Below are 15,789 nucleotides of genomic sequence, written 5' to 3'. Positions count from 1 at the left end.
TTACACCGGATAGTCGCACACCTGACAAAAGTCATAGTCATAACCTGCGGATTTCAATACATTGCGTCGCCGCATTAAGGCACAAAAAAATGGTGGTTAATTACTAATAAATCATTACATTAGCGGCACATTACATTAAATACAACGAGGATTTTATGTCATCCGATTATGCAAAAAACCTGATTGCACAGGTTAAAGCTAAAAATCCCAGCGAGCCGGAATTCCATCAGGCCGTTGAGGAAGTCGTCGAATCGCTGGATGTCGTATTACAACGTCATCCGGAGTACCGCTCCACCAAAATTCTGGAAAGAATGGTGGAACCCGAACGCGTCGTCATGTTTCGCGTACCATGGATGGACGACCAGGGTGAAATTCATATCAACCGCGGTTTTCGTATCCAGATGAACAGCGCGATCGGTCCGTACAAAGGCGGGTTGCGTTTTCACCCATCCGTTAATTTAGGGATTTTAAAATTTCTTGCTTTCGAACAAGTATTCAAGAATAGTCTGACAACGCTCCCGATGGGCGGCGGTAAAGGCGGATCGGATTTCGATCCCAAAGGTAAAAGCGATAACGAAGTCATGCGTTTCTGCCAGAGTTTTATGAATGAGTTGTATCGCCATATCGGTCCGGACGCTGACGTGCCGGCAGGCGATATCGGCGTAGGCGGCCGCGAGATCGGTTTTCTTTTTGGCCAATATAAAAGACTCACTAAAGAATTTTCCGGCGTACTTACCGGCAAAGGCTTGAACTGGGGCGGCTCACTCATCCGTCCGGAAGCGACCGGTTACGGCGCCGTTTATTTTGCACAGGAAATGCTTAAGACGCGCGGCAAAAACGTTGCCGGATTGACTTTTGCTGTTTCCGGTTTCGGAAATGTTGCGTGGGGTGCAGTACAGAAAATCGATGAACTCGGCGGTAAAGTCGTCACCCTTTCCGGTCCCGACGGATTCGTCTATGATAAAGACGGCATCAAAGGTGAAAAAATAGAATTCATGCTCAAGATGCGTGCCAGCGCGCGCGATAGCGTGAAAGATTACGCGGATGAATTCAAAGTTGAATTCCACGCCGGCAAACGCCCGTGGGGTATTAAAGTTGACGTCGCCATGCCGTGCGCCACTCAAAATGAACTTGACGACAACGATGCACGCACGCTCGTCAAAAACGGCTGCATCTGCGTCTGCGAAGGTGCGAATATGCCTGTTACGCTGCCCGGATTCAAAGTGCTGCACGAAGCCGGAATTCTCTACTCGCCCGGTAAAGCTTCCAATGCCGGCGGCGTCGCGACATCCGGATTGGAAATGACTCAAAACAGTATGCGTTTGCCGTGGTCACGTGAAGAAGTGGATCAACGCTTACATCAGATCATGAAAAATATCCACGATACATGCCTCCAAACCGCGGAACGTTTCGGCATGGCCGGCAATTACGTTGCAGGCGCCAATATCGCAGGCTTCCTGAAAGTCGCCAACGCGATGTTGGATCAGGGATTAGTATAATACGATTATCCTGTTGAAATAAAATAAACGGAGCGGATTAAAAACTTGCTCCGTTTTTTATTTGAATAAAAGCGGAACTTTTGCACATTACCATCCAACCAGATTCAGATGCGTGCATTACACAATTAACAAGACAGACTATTGAGTGATATCAAATTACCCGCAAGAAAATTCGATGCTTTGTGGGCCGGACGCGGATACAGCCGTCGTATACAGAATTTTCAGGATCTGATGCGTTTTAAAATCCGTGATATCCTGCTCGTTTCCAGTTTGTACGATTCCTACATTTTTGAAGAAGACGGGCGGCTCTACGAATTGCTTCAACAGGAATACGAAGGCCTTAATCTCACTCAAGCTCCGGATATCACGCATGTTGCGACAGGGCAAGAAGCGTTTCAAATACTCAAAGAACATGAATTCGATCTGGTTATTACAACGTTGCACATCGAAGACATGCACGTTATCCGATTTGCAAAACGTTTGCGAGAAGAAGGATATACGGTTCCTGTCGTGGCCCTGGCGTATGACAATCGTGAAAAGGGCGAACTCGTATTGCACCGCGATTCGGCTGTGCTTGACCGCGTATTTATCTGGCAAGGCGATTACCGTTTACTGATCGGTATTATTAAATCCATCGAAGATAAAATTAACGTCGAAAACGACACGCAAACCGTCGGTGTGCAATGCATTCTGCTCATCGAAGACAATGTCAAATATTATTCATCTTTTTTACCGATCATTTATACCGAAGTGCTCAAACAGTCCGAGCGCCTGATTTCCGAAGGCATCAATCTCACGCACAAATTTCTCCGTATGCGTGCGAGGCCGAAAATTCTGTTGTGTACGACGTACGAAGAAGCGTGGAGTTATTATGAAAAATACAAAGAATTTATTCTAGGAATTATCAGCGACGTAGAATTTCGCCGCAACGGCACGACCGATTCCGAAGCCGGCCTTACTTTTGCCCGTAATGTCCGCGATCAGCATCCGGATATTCCGATTTTATTTCAATCTAACGTGGCCGACAATGCCGACAAAGCGAATGCCATCGGCGCTTCGTTTGTGCTTAAAGACTCGCCGACGCTGCTCCACGAATTGCGAAAATTCATGGCCGATTATTTTTCGTTCGGAGATTTTGTTTTCCGTATGCCGAATGGTGAAGAAGTCGGGAGAGCTAACCAATTAATGGCTTTGGAGGAGCAATTGGCGCTCGTTCCAGGAGACAGTATTCTGTATCATGCGGAACGCAATCATTTTTCCAATTGGCTCAAAGCCCGTACGGAATTCTGGCTCGCGTTTAATCTCCGCCCAAAAAAAATCAGCGATTATGCCAATGTGGAAGATTTACGAACGTATCTCATTCAAACGTTACGTTCATACAGAGAAATACGACATCGCGGAACGATCGTCGATTTTTCCAGGGAAACGTTTGATCCGGACGGAAGTTTTGCGCGCATCGGCGGCGGTTCCATTGGAGGCAAAGCGCGCGGCTTAGGTTTCATCAAAGCGTTGAATAACAATTACAACGTGCGCGATCATTTTGAAAATGTAAAAATTATCATCCCTGCAGCCGTGGTGGTGGCAACCGATGTCTTCGATCAATTTATGGCTGAAAATAATCTTGAAACTTTCGCACTGGAATGCCATGACGATGAAGAATTGATTCGCCGGTTTGTCAGCACCCAAAAATTTCCGCGAAAAATATTGCGACAACTCAAAGAGTTCCTGGAAATCGTTCGTGTGCCGCTAGCCGTACGTTCATCAAGCCTTCTGGAGGATTCACAGTATCAACCATTCGCCGGCGTGTATGAAACGTTCATGCTGCCCAATAACCATCCCGACCCGAAGAAACGGCTAGATGAACTCGTACGAACCATTAAGCGCGTTTACGCTTCGACGTATTATCAAAGCACCAAAGATTATATCAAAGTGACTTCCTATCGCCTTGAAGAAGAAAAAATGGCTGTGATCATTCAGAAGATGGTTGGGTCGCCGCATGAAAACCGGTTTTATCCCGATTTCGCCGGTGTTGCAAAATCCTACAACTTTTATCCGATGCCGCCGCAAACAGCTTCGGATGGCATCGCGTCGGTGGGATTGGGATTGGGGAAGACGGTGGTTGAAGGCGGTAATACAGTTCGCTTTTGTCCAAAATATCCGCGCCATTTGCTGCAGTTTTTTTCGACAGCGGATACTTTAAAAACGGCTCAACAGGAGTTTTATGCGCTGGCGCTCGACGCTCATGAAGATGAAAAAGCATTTCATGCGCACGATACGCTCATAAAAAAATACGGATTGAATATCGCCGAGCGCGACGGCACGCTGAGCCATGTCGGATCGACGTTTTCACTTGAAAATGACGCTGTGTATGACGGCATCGCCCGCAAAGGTCTGCGCGTCGTCACGTTTGCTCCCATTCTGAAAAATCGTGTTTTTCCTTTGCCGGAAATTCTGGATCTTTTGCTCGATCTTGGAAGTTGGGGCATGGGCTCACCGGTCGAAATTGAGTTCGCTGTCAACCTGAGCGTTCCGCCGGGCAAACCGCAGGAATTTGGCATTTTACAAATTCGCCCGATGGTTCTCAACCGCGAAGATGACGCGCTTAACGTCGATGAAGAACCGGCCGAGCGTTTGATTTGCAAAAGTTCACAAGTTCTCGGCAATGGAGTCATCAGCGATCTTTACGACGTTGTGGTTGTCGATTTTGAGAAATACGACCGCGGCAAAAGCCGGGAAGTTGCACAAGAGATCAGTAAATTTAATGAGAAGCTTGTTGCGGAAAATCGTACGTACGTCTTGATCGGTGTTGGGCGGTGGGGTACGCTCGATCCATGGCTGGGAATTCCCGTACGGTGGGATCAGATTTCCGGAGCGCGGGCTATTGTTGAATCGACATTCAAAGATTTCGAAGTCACGCCGTCGCAAGGCTCGCACTTTTTTCAAAATATCACGTCATTTATGGTCGGATATTTCACTGTTACGTCAAACGCCAACGACGGCTTTATCGATTGGCAATGGTTGTTACAGCAACCGCCTATCGAAGCCATGACGTTCACGCGCCACATTCGGTTCAATTCGCCAATCGCAGCTAAACTGAACGGTCATCAGAATAAAGGAATTATTTTAAAACCGGAAAATTTATAGAACGTCCTTTCATTCCTGACAGACTTAAGAAAAAGCGAAATTTCTTGTTAATACTTCATTCGGAGTTTATTTCTGGATATTCATAATTTTTACTGATTTATCTCGCGACATACTCTTTGCCCTCCAATTTATCTTCTAAAGACCTTATTAATCATTCATCATTTTTTTTGAACATTCAATCATGTTTTTCTATGATGTACATCAGAGTTCTAAGAATGTATTTTGATTACATTTAAAACAATTGTCGTGATGGTGTCTGACAGATTGATTGGCTGAATTTCTGAAAAAAGCATCATCAAAAAATTTCAGGAGATTAATGTATGAAAAAATATAAAATTGCCTGGCTGCCGGGCGACGGCGTTGGCATTGAAGTTCTCGAAGCTGCTAAAATTGTACTCGACCGTGTCGCGCTGGACGCAGAGTATATTCACGGCGATATCGGATGGGAATTCTGGTGCAAAGAAGGCGATGCTTTTCCGGAACGTACGGTTCATCTACTTCAAAACGTCGACGCAGCGATGTTCGGTGCCATCACGTCCAAACCCGCTAAAGAGGCGGAACATGAATTGGCCATAGCTTTGAAGGGTCAGGGATTTACGTATCGTTCACCTATTGTCCGTATGCGTCAACTCTTTGATCTTTACACGTGTTTACGCCCGTGCAAAGCGTATCCGGGCAATCCGTTGAATTACAAAGAAACCATCGACCTTGTCATTTTCCGCGAAAACACCGAAGACCTTTATGCCGGCGTGGAGTTTTCTCCCGTCCCTCCCGAACTTTCTTCAAAGCTGGCCGATTTATCGAAACCGTTTGCGCCTTTCAAAAACCTGAAGGGCGACGAATTCGCCATCTCATGCAAAGTCAATACTAAAAAAGGCTGCGAACGCATTATCCGTGCAGCGTTTGAATTTGCCAAGAACAATAACCGCAAAAAAGTTACTGTCGTTCACAAAGCCAACGTTGTTCGTGCTACAGACGGGCTTTTTCTTGAAGCGGCCAAAACGATTGCCAAAGAATATCCCGGCATTGCAATGGACGACGCCAATATTGATGCGATGACTATGTGGCTTTTGAAAAATCCGATGAATTATGACGTGATGGTTGCGCCGAATTTATACGGCGATATTATTTCCGATCTCGCCGCACAATTGGTCGGAGGACTCGGCTTCGGCTGTTCCGGTAATATTGGCGATAAATTAGCGGTGTTCGAGCCGAGCCACGGATCGGCGCCTAAATATGCCGGACAATATAAAGTCAATCCGATAGCCACGATCCTCGCGGCGAAAATGATGCTCGATTGGCTCGGCGAAACGGAGAAAGCGACTTCGATCGAGCACGCTGTGGCGGAGGTCATTCACGAAGGCCGCGTGCGTACGTATGACATGGGTGGCGACGCCAAAACATTGGATATCGCAAAAGCAATTGCGAGAAAATTGTAAATTGCACAGTCCTTTCGAAATTCACCAACTCGATCCTTGAGCGAAGTCGAAAGGCGAATTGATGATTGAAAAAATAGGAAGTTGATTATGAAGAAAACGACTGTTTTAAGAAATGCTATTATGGAACGCCGCGCAGTGACGGTGCCGGGATGTCACGATGCTTTGAGCGCACGAATCATTGAACAATGCGGATTTGAAGCGATTCAGGTTTCCGGTTACGGTTTGGCAGGATCTTTTTTGGGAAAACCGGATGTCGGAATCATTCAAATGAAGGATATCTTAGATCTGACGTGGAACATCGCGCAAGCCGTTAATATCCCGGTGATGGCCGATATTGATACCGGCGGAGGCAATGCTTTGAATGCCGCATGGATTACAGAAAGACTCATTCACATGGGCGTTGCGGGAATGAATATCGAAGACCAGGTTTTTCCAAAACGCTGCGGACACATGGCCGGCAAGGAAGTGATCGACGCGGACGAGATGGCCGGCAAAATCAAAGCTTGTGCGGAAATCCGTGATGCACTCGATCCGAATTTTATTATCAATGCGCGCACGGATGTATTTGCTATCGCAGGCTTGGATGAAGCCATTCGCCGTTGCAATCTTTATATCGAGGCAGGCGCCGATCTGGCATTCATCGACGGCATCAAATCCAAATCGGATATTCAGACGGCCGTGAAAGGTATTATGGGACCGTTGTCAGTCAATCTGATGGACGCCATCACGGGCATGAAAACAGAACTCATTCCAATCCCGGAATTAGCCAAAATGGGCGTTGGCCGCGTTTCAATTCCCGTTGCGTCGATCATGGTCACTCACAAAGCGTTGGTGAATTTTTTTACAGCACTCAAGGCGTCGCCGACAGGAATCTTGTCCGGAGAAAAGCACTGGGTTTCAACCTTCGAAGAGTACACCGATTTTGTCGGATTGAAATCGTACCGTGCCAAAGAAGATGAGTTTTTGCCAAAACAAAAATTAAATTCCAAGTATCACGATAAGAAAGTCATTGTTTGAAACCGAATCCGAGCATGTTTTAGACTTCGCTCAACATGCGGTTAAAAGGAGCATACCATGGGAATGACGGTTGCACAAAAAATTCTGGCGCGTGCTTCCAATCAATACAGCGTCAAAGTCGGCGACGTCGTGGAGGCGAATGTCGATCTCGCAATGTCGCACGAAAACGCAGCATTGGTGATCAATCAATTCAATGAAATTTACAAAGGCACGGGATTGGAACCGCATGTGTGGGATCCATCCAAAATCGCGATCATTCTCGATCATCGTATTCCGGCTGAAAGCGCGAAGACGGCAACTAATCAGAAAAAAATTCGCGAATTTGTTGAGAAACAAACTATCGACAAATTTCATGACATTCGTGGCGATGAAGGCGGCATCTGCCATCAGATTTTACCTGAGAATGGTTACGTGCGTCCGGGACAGCTCATTGTCGGTACGGACAGCCATACCACTACCCACGGCGCGCTGGGTGCGCTTGCATTTGGTATAGGCGCTACGGAGATGTCCGGCGTGTGGACGCTCGGATCGATCCTCAACGTAGAAGTACCGGCGACGATCAAACTTACCGTCAACGGTGAATTTCCTCCGTATGTTACTCCTAAAGATCTGATCCTGCATATTATCGGCGCCATTTCAGCTGAAGGCGCTAATTTCAAAGTCATCGAATTCCACGGCGAGACCATTCGCCGCATGCCGACGTCGGGACGATTGGTTTTATGCAATATGGCTGTCGAAGCGGGCGCTACGGCCGGCATCGTACCGGCCGATAAAGAAACCGTACGTTATTTGATTGAAACGGCTGGTGTCACTGACGAAATTGACATCGTCCAGCCCGATCCGGATGCAGAATACGCTGAAGAAATTGAAATCGATGTCTCCAAAATGCCACCGCAAATTGCTTGCCCGCATACCGTCGATAATGTTGTGCCGATTTTCTCCATCGAAGGAAAAAAAATCAATCAGGTTGTGATCGGCTCATGTACTAACGGACGGTTGGATGACCTGGAAATGGCGGCCAAAACAGTTTACGGAAAACATATTTCAAAAAACGTACGCATGTTGATATTTCCCGCGACATGGCGCATTTACAAAGAAGCTATGAAAAAAGGTTATCTAAGCACACTGATGGAGGCCGGAGCGGTAATCATGAACCCAGGTTGCGGCTGCTGTCTTGGCGTGCATCAAGGCGCTCTTGGCGACGGCGAAGTGGCTTTGTCCACAACCAATCGCAACTTCAAAGGCCGTATGGGCAATCCCAACGCCGAAGTGTACCTGTGTTCGCCGGCTGTCGCTGCGGCAAGCGCCATCAAAGGTGAAATTACCGATCCAAGATTGTGAGGCTATTATGGTAAAAGTTGTACTCAAAGTTGGCGACGACATTTCAACTGACGTCATTTATCCCGGACGTTTTATGGCAACAGTCTTGCCGTCGGAAACTCCTCAATACGCATTCGCCGACGATACGGATTTCAATAAAGCGTTAAACCAGAAAAAAATTCCGCCCGGGAGCATTATTATCGCCGGGAGCAATTTCGGCTGCGGATCATCCCGTGAACAAGCTGCATCAACCATCAAAGGACACGAACTCACCGTTATCGCTAAAAATTTTGCACGGATTTTTTTGCAGAACGCCGTCAACGTCGGACTGCACCTGGTCATTTGCCCGGATATCCAGGCGGAGTTTGGAGACGAAATCAGCGTTGAAAAAAATCAAGTAGTCAATGCGACGCAGAAAAAAAATTATTCCATCATTCCTTTACCGCCTGCCCGCCAAGCCATTATGGACGCGGGCGGCCTGACGCCCTATGTCAGAAAAAAATTATTGGAGCGTCACGGTAAATCCGTTTATGTTTAACTTGCCTAAATTTTCCAAGGAGGTATCGTATGAAACCCAAAGATTGCCGCCCCGTTACGGAAGTGCTCGAAGAAGCGATCGCCAGCGAACACAAATTCCATGATATTATTTGTCACTGTGCCGAAGAAGCCGGCGACCCTATGGCTAAAGCCTATTTATTGAAACTGGCGCACAGTGAAGAAGTGCAACAGCACGATCTGGAAGAGTACCTTCTTGAAATCAAAGCTCAACAGGAAATTGATGAAGCCATTCGCGAGAGCTATAGTTATTAATAAAATCAAAAATTAAAAAGTCAGAAGTTTTGACTTTTCACTTTTGACTTTGATGTATTGAATTATTCCATCAAACAAGAATTACGGCTATGTTACAAGAAAACCTTGTTGAATACATCGAGCAGAGCATCAAAAAAAATTGGGATCTTCCGGCATTTAGTAATTACCGCGGAGAAACTATGCGCTACTGCGACGTCGCTGAAAAAATCATCTGGCTCCATTACATTTTCCGGTTGAGTCATGTACAGAAAGGCGATAAAGTCGCGCTGATTGGAAAAAATTCCGCGCACTGGGCCATGGCCTATCTGGCTGTAATAACTTACGGTGCGGCCGTCGTGCCGGCTTTGCCGGATTTTCATTCGGAAGATTTACATCATATCGTTAATCATTCCGATTCCGTTTTTCTGTTTGTCGCGGACGATATTTTTAATCAGCTCGATGAAACCCAGATGCGGCATTTGAAAGGAATTTTTTCGCTGACGGATTATCGGTTATTATTTGCGCCATCCCACAGCGACGTGCGCCAGGCGATCGATGAAGCGCAGGAACATTTGCTCGATAAACCCAATTACCGATTGACCCCGGAATCGTTTACCATCAATCCGGTTTCCAATGATATGCTCGCGTCGATTGTGTATACATCGGGCACAACGGGTTTTTCAAAAGGCGTGATGCTTCCGCTCAATAGCCTCAGCGCTAATATTCGCTTTGCTCAACGCAATTTCGACCTGAACCCGCATGAAACGATCGTTTCATTCCTCCCGCTGGCACATGCTTTCGGATGCGCATTTGAATTCTTATATCCGTTTACTTGTGGTGCACATATTGTTTTTTTGAATAAAATTCCGTCTCCGAATATTGTTCTGGAAGCGTTCAGGCAAATTCGTCCTAAATTGATTCTCTCCGTTCCGCTGGTTATGGAAAAAATTTACAAAAGCCGGATTCGCCCGATGCTCGATAAAAAAACGGTTGAATTCCTTCGCAAAGTCCCGATGCTCGGCAACGGTATTGATTCGAGAATTCGTACAAAATTAACGGAAGCTTTCGGAGGAAAATTTGCACAAATTGTCATCGGCGGCGCCGCGTTAAGTACGGAAGTGCAGCAGTTCCTGATGAAAATAAAATTTCCGTTTACCTGCGGTTACGGCATGACGGAATGCGGGCCGCTGATCAGTTATATTCCGTCGGATCAATTCCGTATGTTTTCAGTCGGCAAAGTTGTCGACACTCTTGAAATTAAAATTGATTCATCGGATCCCGTTAATGAAGTCGGTGAAATCATGGTTCGCGGCGAAAATGTTATGACCGGTTATTACAAAAACGATGAAGAGACTCAGAAAACTATTGATAACGAAGGCTGGTTGCACACCGGCGATTTAGGCTTGATCGACAAAGACGGTTACATTTATATCAAAGGAAGATGCAAAACAATGATGCTCGGACCTTCCGGACATAATATTTATCCGGAAGCGGTCGAATCGAAACTCAATACATTACCAATGGTAGCGGAATCGATTCTGCTCGAAGGCAAAGATAGTAAACTTGTAGCGTTGGTTTATCCTGATATGGAGTTGGTCGACTCAATGGGCTGGGGCGAGGATGAACTCAAACTCAAGATGGAAGAGAACCGCAAGACCCTCAATCAGCTGATGCCATCGTGGATTTCGGTCAGCCGCATTGATCTGCATCCTGAGGAATTTGAAAAAACGCCAACGAAAAAAGTTAAGCGTTACTTGTATTCAGCATAAAAATTTTTTTGATATCTTAAAATAGAAAACGGAGTTGATCGATATCAACTCCGTTTTTTGTTCTTTATAAACCTTGATTAACTGCCAAACTTCTTCTGTTTGATCAAAGAATACACTTGATCTAATTCAGCCGTAATACCGGCCGTCAAGTTTTCCGATCCGGTTTCGGTTACTAAAATCGTATCTTCTAAACGCATGTGAATTTTTTTGTCGCGAAACTCGATGATCGGCTCGACATTGAGTACGACACCGGCTTTTAAAACGACGTCTTCGCTTGCATTTTTGACGTCATGAACCGAGATACCGATGAAGTGGCCGATATAACGTCCCAGGGCAAGAAATTCGTTTTCATAACCGTATTTTTTATAGACCACCTGCGCGGCATCTTTGAGATCTTTGATGGAGACACCCGGTTTCATGTTTGCGATTATTGTTTTGCTTGCGTCGAGAATGCATTGATACATTTTTTCTTGTTCCGCAGTAAATTTACCAGACACCGGCCATGTACGGGTAATGTCGCACGTGTAGTAATCGTAGTCGCACCCGTAGTCCATCAATACAATATCGCCGTCTTGCATCTGGCGGTCATTATCGCCGTAATGCCACGTAATAGTGTTAGGTCCTGATGCAACGATCGGCGTGAAGGCATCCCGCATACCATTTTTTCTATACACATAATGTGCCGCCGCTTCGATTTCGTATTCATACATACCGGGTTTGGTTCCTTTCATGGCTTCTTTAAAGCCTTCGGCCCCGACTTTCCCACTTTTACGAAGACGATCAATTTCATACGCCGATTTGATCCAACGTAAGTCATCGATCATTGGTGTAACATCTGCAACTTCAAGGTTCGGAAACATTTCACGTAATTTATTAATGCCGCGTCGCATTTCAGAAATACCGCCGAAAACCGGGTGCGACATTCCGGACATTTCACCTTCAAGCATTTCATCGCGCGCTTTTTGGAGTTCATCCTGCGCGCTGGTCGGCAAATACATTTTTTTAGCATTACCTGTCATGAACAGCATATAGGTATAAAAACTTTCGAGCGGTAAAACGCCGAACCCGTATTTCTCAGCCGCATTTTTTTCATTGCGAAGCCCGGGGCCTTCAATCATCACTTTGATTTCGGACCGGTTACCGGCAAACACAGCCGAATTTTTCGTCATACCGTTAATTACTAAAATAGCGTCCGATTCCTCCACGCCGGTGAAATAAAAGAAATCCGGAGATTGTCTGAAATGAGCTGGATGAACATGTTCGCGATTGGCAAAAATAATGGCAATTCCATCCGGAATCTTTTCAGCTAGTTTTGCCCTGCGTGAAGCAAATTCCTGTTTGTTGAAATCCTGCGCAAAAACATTGGTAAGGCTGACGCACAAAACCAAGAGGACAAAAAACACTTTGGACTTCATGACACCTCCTAAACTTAATTTAAAGTAATTGATGTAGGGAACTATTTAACGTTTTTCTACGGAACCGCGCGATTTTCGTTTCGGTGATTTGATAGTCAAAGTTTGTTTTTCTTTGACACCGCTCGTTCCGACTTCAAGGGTATAGGTTCCAACCGGAAGATAAAATTCTCCATTTGCAGAGCGGTTAATTTCCCATTTTTTCCGTTCAGATGATTTGAGCTTTTTATCGACATTTTTGAGATGTTTTTCGATGGCCATTGAATCGGCTGAAAGATTGTATTCAACATAATTCAAACCGGCCACGCATGTGTCAACGATAGTTTTCAAGACTACATCGCCCTCGCCTTTGATACGCAAAATGACGGGCGCCGTTTGTTTAGCATAAAAACCAATCTGAATCTTTGTTTCCTCCGGCTGCCCCCATCCATCCGGAGCCTTACCCCAGTTTTTATTGAAATCAACGCTTCGCATTGGAAAAAAGTGGAGAGGTTTTTCGAGCAGATCGTTCGTCAGTTTTTCTACATGATCGACCGGCGCTGCAAAAATCGACCGTCCGTGCGTCCCCATCACCAATTCCCTGTCACGAGGATGAATGATCAGATCGTGCACCGCAACCGATGGAAAGTTCTTGAACATGCCCATGAATGTTTTTCCACGATCAAGCGACACATAAATGCCGTGATCCGTTCCGACATATAAAATATTTGAATTAAACGGATCTTCACGAATTACATTAACAGGTTCCGCAGGTAAATCAAGACCGATGCGTTCCCATTTTTTTCCAAAATTTCGCGACATATAAATATGTGCTTCAAAATTATCATAGCGGTATCCGTTAAGTACGGCATAAACCGTTCCGGTATCTTTATACGAGGCCTCGATCGAACTCACCCAAAGATCTTGCGGCAAATTATCGGAAATACGCGTCCATGTGTAACCGCCGTCTTTTGTAATATGTATGTACCCGTCATCACTTCCGGTATAGATGATGCCGAATTTTACCGGAGACTCACGGATGACCGTTAATGTTCCGTACGGAACATCACCGGAACGTCCGCCTTTAGTCAAATCCGGTGAAATAACTTCAAACGTCTTGCCCTGATCAAGAGAGCGGTGCAAGCGATTCGAACCGATGTAAAAAATATCCTGATTGTGGCGCGAGAGATAAATCGGCGTTTGCCAATTATGACGGTAAGGACGTTCGCCAAGTCGGTGCGTGGGTTTCACCGGAAGTTGTTCAAACGTTTTTTTATTGATCCGTGAATAGTAACCGAATTGGTATCCGACGTAAATTGTCTGGTTGTCCCGCGTATCCACGGCTACCTGCATTCCGTCTCCTGAATAGACTTCTTTGTATGGGTAAGTACCTTCGGCATACCATCCGTATCCTGCTTTGTAGGAACTTGGTCCCCACCACACGCCGTTGTCCTGGAAACCCGCGTACACATTGTACGGCTTCTCCATGTCGACCGCGATGGCGTAAACTTGTCCGACCGGAGGCGTATTGGCTTTAAACCAATGCAAACCGTCATCATACGAGATATTAACACCGCCATCATTCCCAAGAATTAAATGCCCTTGACGATGCGGATTGATCCAAAGAGCATGATGATCGACGTGCACATTGTCGCCGCCAATATAATGAAAAGTTTTTCCACCGTCGTCAGACGTTATGATCGGAACGCCAAGAACGTAAATTTTTTCTGAATTGTCGGGCGCAACACGGATTTGCCCGAAATAATAACCGAACGAATAATACGTATCTTCAAGATAACCTTCGTGCGTCCTGCGCCACGTTTTACCCGCGTCATCTGAACGGTAAATTTCCATCCCGATCACCGGTGTATCGAAAAGCTGCACATTCGCGTCTTCAAGAAAATCAACTAAAGCCGAAGGAACAATTTGATCCGCCTTCACTAAATCTTTGATCGTATCAGCATGATAATAATCGGGAAAACTATAGTCGTCGAGAAATTGATTGATTTGATCGTTGTTGAGTTTCAGGAAATCGTCTTTGCTGATCGTGCGTAAAGTTTCTTTGGTCAGAATATGATCGGCTTGAGGTTCCTTCGGACGCCGCAATTGATTGTCCAGAATAGCGTACAACGTTTGGGAATTGACTCGGCTGATATCGAGGCCAATTCGTCCGATGCCCTCACCGGTCGGGAAACCGCTGCCTTCCACCGTCAGACAATTCCATGTTTCGCCGCCGTCCGTGCTTTTATAAATACCGGACGTAGCGCCGCTTTCGACCATATCCCACGAATAACGTTCCCGGTGCCACATCGACGCATACAAAATATTCGGATCATTCGGATCAACAACGAGATCGATCGCACCGGTTTTATCATCGATAAATAAAACTTGTTTCCATGAAAGTCCGCCGTCGGTCGTTTTGTAAATACCGCGTTCATGATTAGGTGAATACAAGTGCCCCGTAGCCGCCACCCACAATGTTTGGGGATCGCCGGGATGAATTACAATCCGGCCGATGTGATGCGATTCTTCCAAACCGCAGAAAATCCACGACTGTCCGCTGTCGGTGCTTTTATAAATACCTGTACCCGAATAGGACGAACGGCTGGAATTATTTTCACCTGTTCCTGCCCAAATCGTTTCACCATGCTTCCAATCGACCGCAATATCACCGATGCTCATGGATGCTTCGTAATCGAAGACCGGAACGAAAGAAATCCCATTGTTTACAGTTTTCCATAAACCGCCGCTGGCATACGCTACGTAAAAATGCGTCGGATCATCCGGCGACGCGTCAATGTCCGTAACGCGTCCGCTCATGATCGTCGGCCCGATCGAGCGGAACGGCACTTGCCGCACGAGCGAATATTTTTGCATTTCCTGACGCTTCTGAAAACCGGATAAACGTTCTTTCCCGGATGTCGGCAGAATGTTTTGAGCAAAAGAAGACCATGTCAGGAAACTGATTAAAAGAAAATACCGCATGAAAACTCCATGATCCTAAATCCCGGAAGCAAGATATGAAGGTAACGGTTATTCGTACCCAATAAAATAACCCAAAAAAGGTATATCTACAACAGTATCATCACGCCACACACAATCACGATCCACCCGATTATATCCAGCAAAACCCCGTAACGAATCATGCGTCCGAGCGGGATATAGCCTGAACTGTAGACGATCGCATTCGTCGGAGTAGAAATTGGCAGCATAAACCCAAGTGAAGCTGCCATCGTTGCTGCGATTGCGGCCGGAAAGCCGTTCGCCCCGGAAAGCAGAATGATGACCGGCACCACCATATTGGCCGACGATACGTTGGATGTAAATTCCGACGTCATGATCGCAACGAGCGCCGACACGGCCAGCAAACCAATTCCGGAGGATGGAACCCATCCCGTCAAATTGTTTCCTAACATTTCTC

The 15,789-nt window shown here is 46.1% G+C and carries 11 protein-coding genes; 8 read left to right on the top strand and 3 right to left on the bottom strand.

Features of this window, described 5'->3' with window-relative positions:
- Nucleotides 1-155 precede the first annotated feature (155 nt).
- The 8 genes from gdhA to K1X84_03580 all read left to right on the top strand — a co-directional run bounded on the left by gdhA (nucleotide 156) and on the right by K1X84_03580 (nucleotide 10,977).
- Nucleotides 156-1,499: an NADP-specific glutamate dehydrogenase gene (gene gdhA, locus K1X84_03615; GenBank protein MBX7150703.1), complete on the top strand. Its 1,344-nt coding sequence runs from the start codon at nucleotides 156-158 to the stop codon at nucleotides 1,497-1,499.
- Nucleotides 1,500-1,730: 231 nt separating this feature from the next.
- On the top strand, nucleotides 1,731-4,643 hold the full coding sequence (locus K1X84_03610; protein ID MBX7150702.1) for a histidine kinase: 2,913 nt from the start codon (nucleotides 1,731-1,733) through the stop codon (nucleotides 4,641-4,643).
- 320 nt (nucleotides 4,644-4,963) lie between these two features.
- Nucleotides 4,964-6,082 (top strand): isocitrate/isopropylmalate dehydrogenase family protein, encoded by a 1,119-nt coding sequence (locus tag K1X84_03605; GenBank protein ID MBX7150701.1) that lies wholly within the window; start codon nucleotides 4,964-4,966, stop codon nucleotides 6,080-6,082.
- Between the two features lie 87 nt (nucleotides 6,083-6,169).
- Nucleotides 6,170-7,099, top strand: a complete 930-nt coding sequence (locus K1X84_03600) for an isocitrate lyase/PEP mutase family protein (GenBank protein ID MBX7150700.1) — start codon at nucleotides 6,170-6,172, stop codon at nucleotides 7,097-7,099.
- Nucleotides 7,100-7,156: 57 nt separating this feature from the next.
- Entirely contained in the window at nucleotides 7,157-8,440 is a 1,284-nt protein-coding gene (locus tag K1X84_03595; GenBank protein ID MBX7150699.1) for a 3-isopropylmalate dehydratase large subunit, read from the top strand.
- Nucleotides 8,441-8,447: 7 nt separating this feature from the next.
- Nucleotides 8,448-8,957 carry a 3-isopropylmalate dehydratase small subunit gene (gene leuD / locus K1X84_03590; protein MBX7150698.1) on the top strand — a complete coding sequence of 170 codons (510 nt, stop codon included), beginning with the start codon at nucleotides 8,448-8,450 and terminating at the stop codon, nucleotides 8,955-8,957.
- A 29-nt stretch (nucleotides 8,958-8,986) separates the two neighbouring features.
- Complete coding sequence (locus K1X84_03585; protein ID MBX7150697.1) at nucleotides 8,987-9,229, top strand: hypothetical protein; 243 nt, start codon at nucleotides 8,987-8,989, stop codon at nucleotides 9,227-9,229.
- 89 nt (nucleotides 9,230-9,318) lie between these two features.
- Complete coding sequence (locus K1X84_03580) at nucleotides 9,319-10,977, top strand: AMP-binding protein (GenBank protein MBX7150696.1); 1,659 nt, start codon at nucleotides 9,319-9,321, stop codon at nucleotides 10,975-10,977.
- A gap of 77 nt (nucleotides 10,978-11,054) precedes the next feature.
- Here the strand turns inward: K1X84_03580 and K1X84_03575 are convergent, their stop codons facing one another.
- From K1X84_03575 to K1X84_03565, 3 genes are all read right to left on the bottom strand, one after another.
- Nucleotides 11,055-12,392 carry an aminopeptidase P N-terminal domain-containing protein gene (locus tag K1X84_03575; protein ID MBX7150695.1) on the bottom strand — a complete coding sequence of 446 codons (1,338 nt, stop codon included), beginning with the start codon at nucleotides 12,390-12,392 and terminating at the stop codon, nucleotides 11,055-11,057.
- 45 nt (nucleotides 12,393-12,437) lie between these two features.
- Nucleotides 12,438-15,353: a glycosyl hydrolase gene (locus tag K1X84_03570; GenBank protein MBX7150694.1), complete on the bottom strand. Its 2,916-nt coding sequence runs from the start codon at nucleotides 15,351-15,353 to the stop codon at nucleotides 12,438-12,440.
- A gap of 86 nt (nucleotides 15,354-15,439) precedes the next feature.
- Nucleotides 15,440-15,789, bottom strand: a 350-nt coding sequence (locus tag K1X84_03565; GenBank protein MBX7150693.1) for an anion permease, incomplete at its 5' end; no start/stop codon positions are given.

It is taken from the genome of bacterium, assembly GCA_019695335.1.
Taxonomy (GTDB): Bacteria; CLD3; CLD3; order SB21; family SB21; genus JABWBZ01.
This window is presented reverse-complemented; position numbering and strand designations above follow the sequence as displayed.

Coding starts and splice junctions, on each gene's coding strand:
- K1X84_03575 (MBX7150695.1), bottom strand. CDS start 12,392: ATGAAGTCCAAAGTGTTTTTTGTCCTCTTGGTTTTGTGCGTCAGCCTT.
- K1X84_03595 (MBX7150699.1), top strand. CDS start 7,157: ATGGGAATGACGGTTGCACAAAAAATTCTGGCGCGTGCTTCCAATCAA.
- gdhA (MBX7150703.1), top strand. CDS start 156: ATGTCATCCGATTATGCAAAAAACCTGATTGCACAGGTTAAAGCTAAA.
- K1X84_03605 (MBX7150701.1), top strand. CDS start 4,964: ATGAAAAAATATAAAATTGCCTGGCTGCCGGGCGACGGCGTTGGCATT.
- K1X84_03580 (MBX7150696.1), top strand. CDS start 9,319: ATGTTACAAGAAAACCTTGTTGAATACATCGAGCAGAGCATCAAAAAA.
- K1X84_03610 (MBX7150702.1), top strand. CDS start 1,731: ATGCGTTTTAAAATCCGTGATATCCTGCTCGTTTCCAGTTTGTACGAT.
- K1X84_03600 (MBX7150700.1), top strand. CDS start 6,170: ATGAAGAAAACGACTGTTTTAAGAAATGCTATTATGGAACGCCGCGCA.
- K1X84_03570 (MBX7150694.1), bottom strand. CDS start 15,353: ATGCGGTATTTTCTTTTAATCAGTTTCCTGACATGGTCTTCTTTTGCT.
- leuD (MBX7150698.1), top strand. CDS start 8,448: ATGGTAAAAGTTGTACTCAAAGTTGGCGACGACATTTCAACTGACGTC.
- K1X84_03585 (MBX7150697.1), top strand. CDS start 8,987: ATGAAACCCAAAGATTGCCGCCCCGTTACGGAAGTGCTCGAAGAAGCG.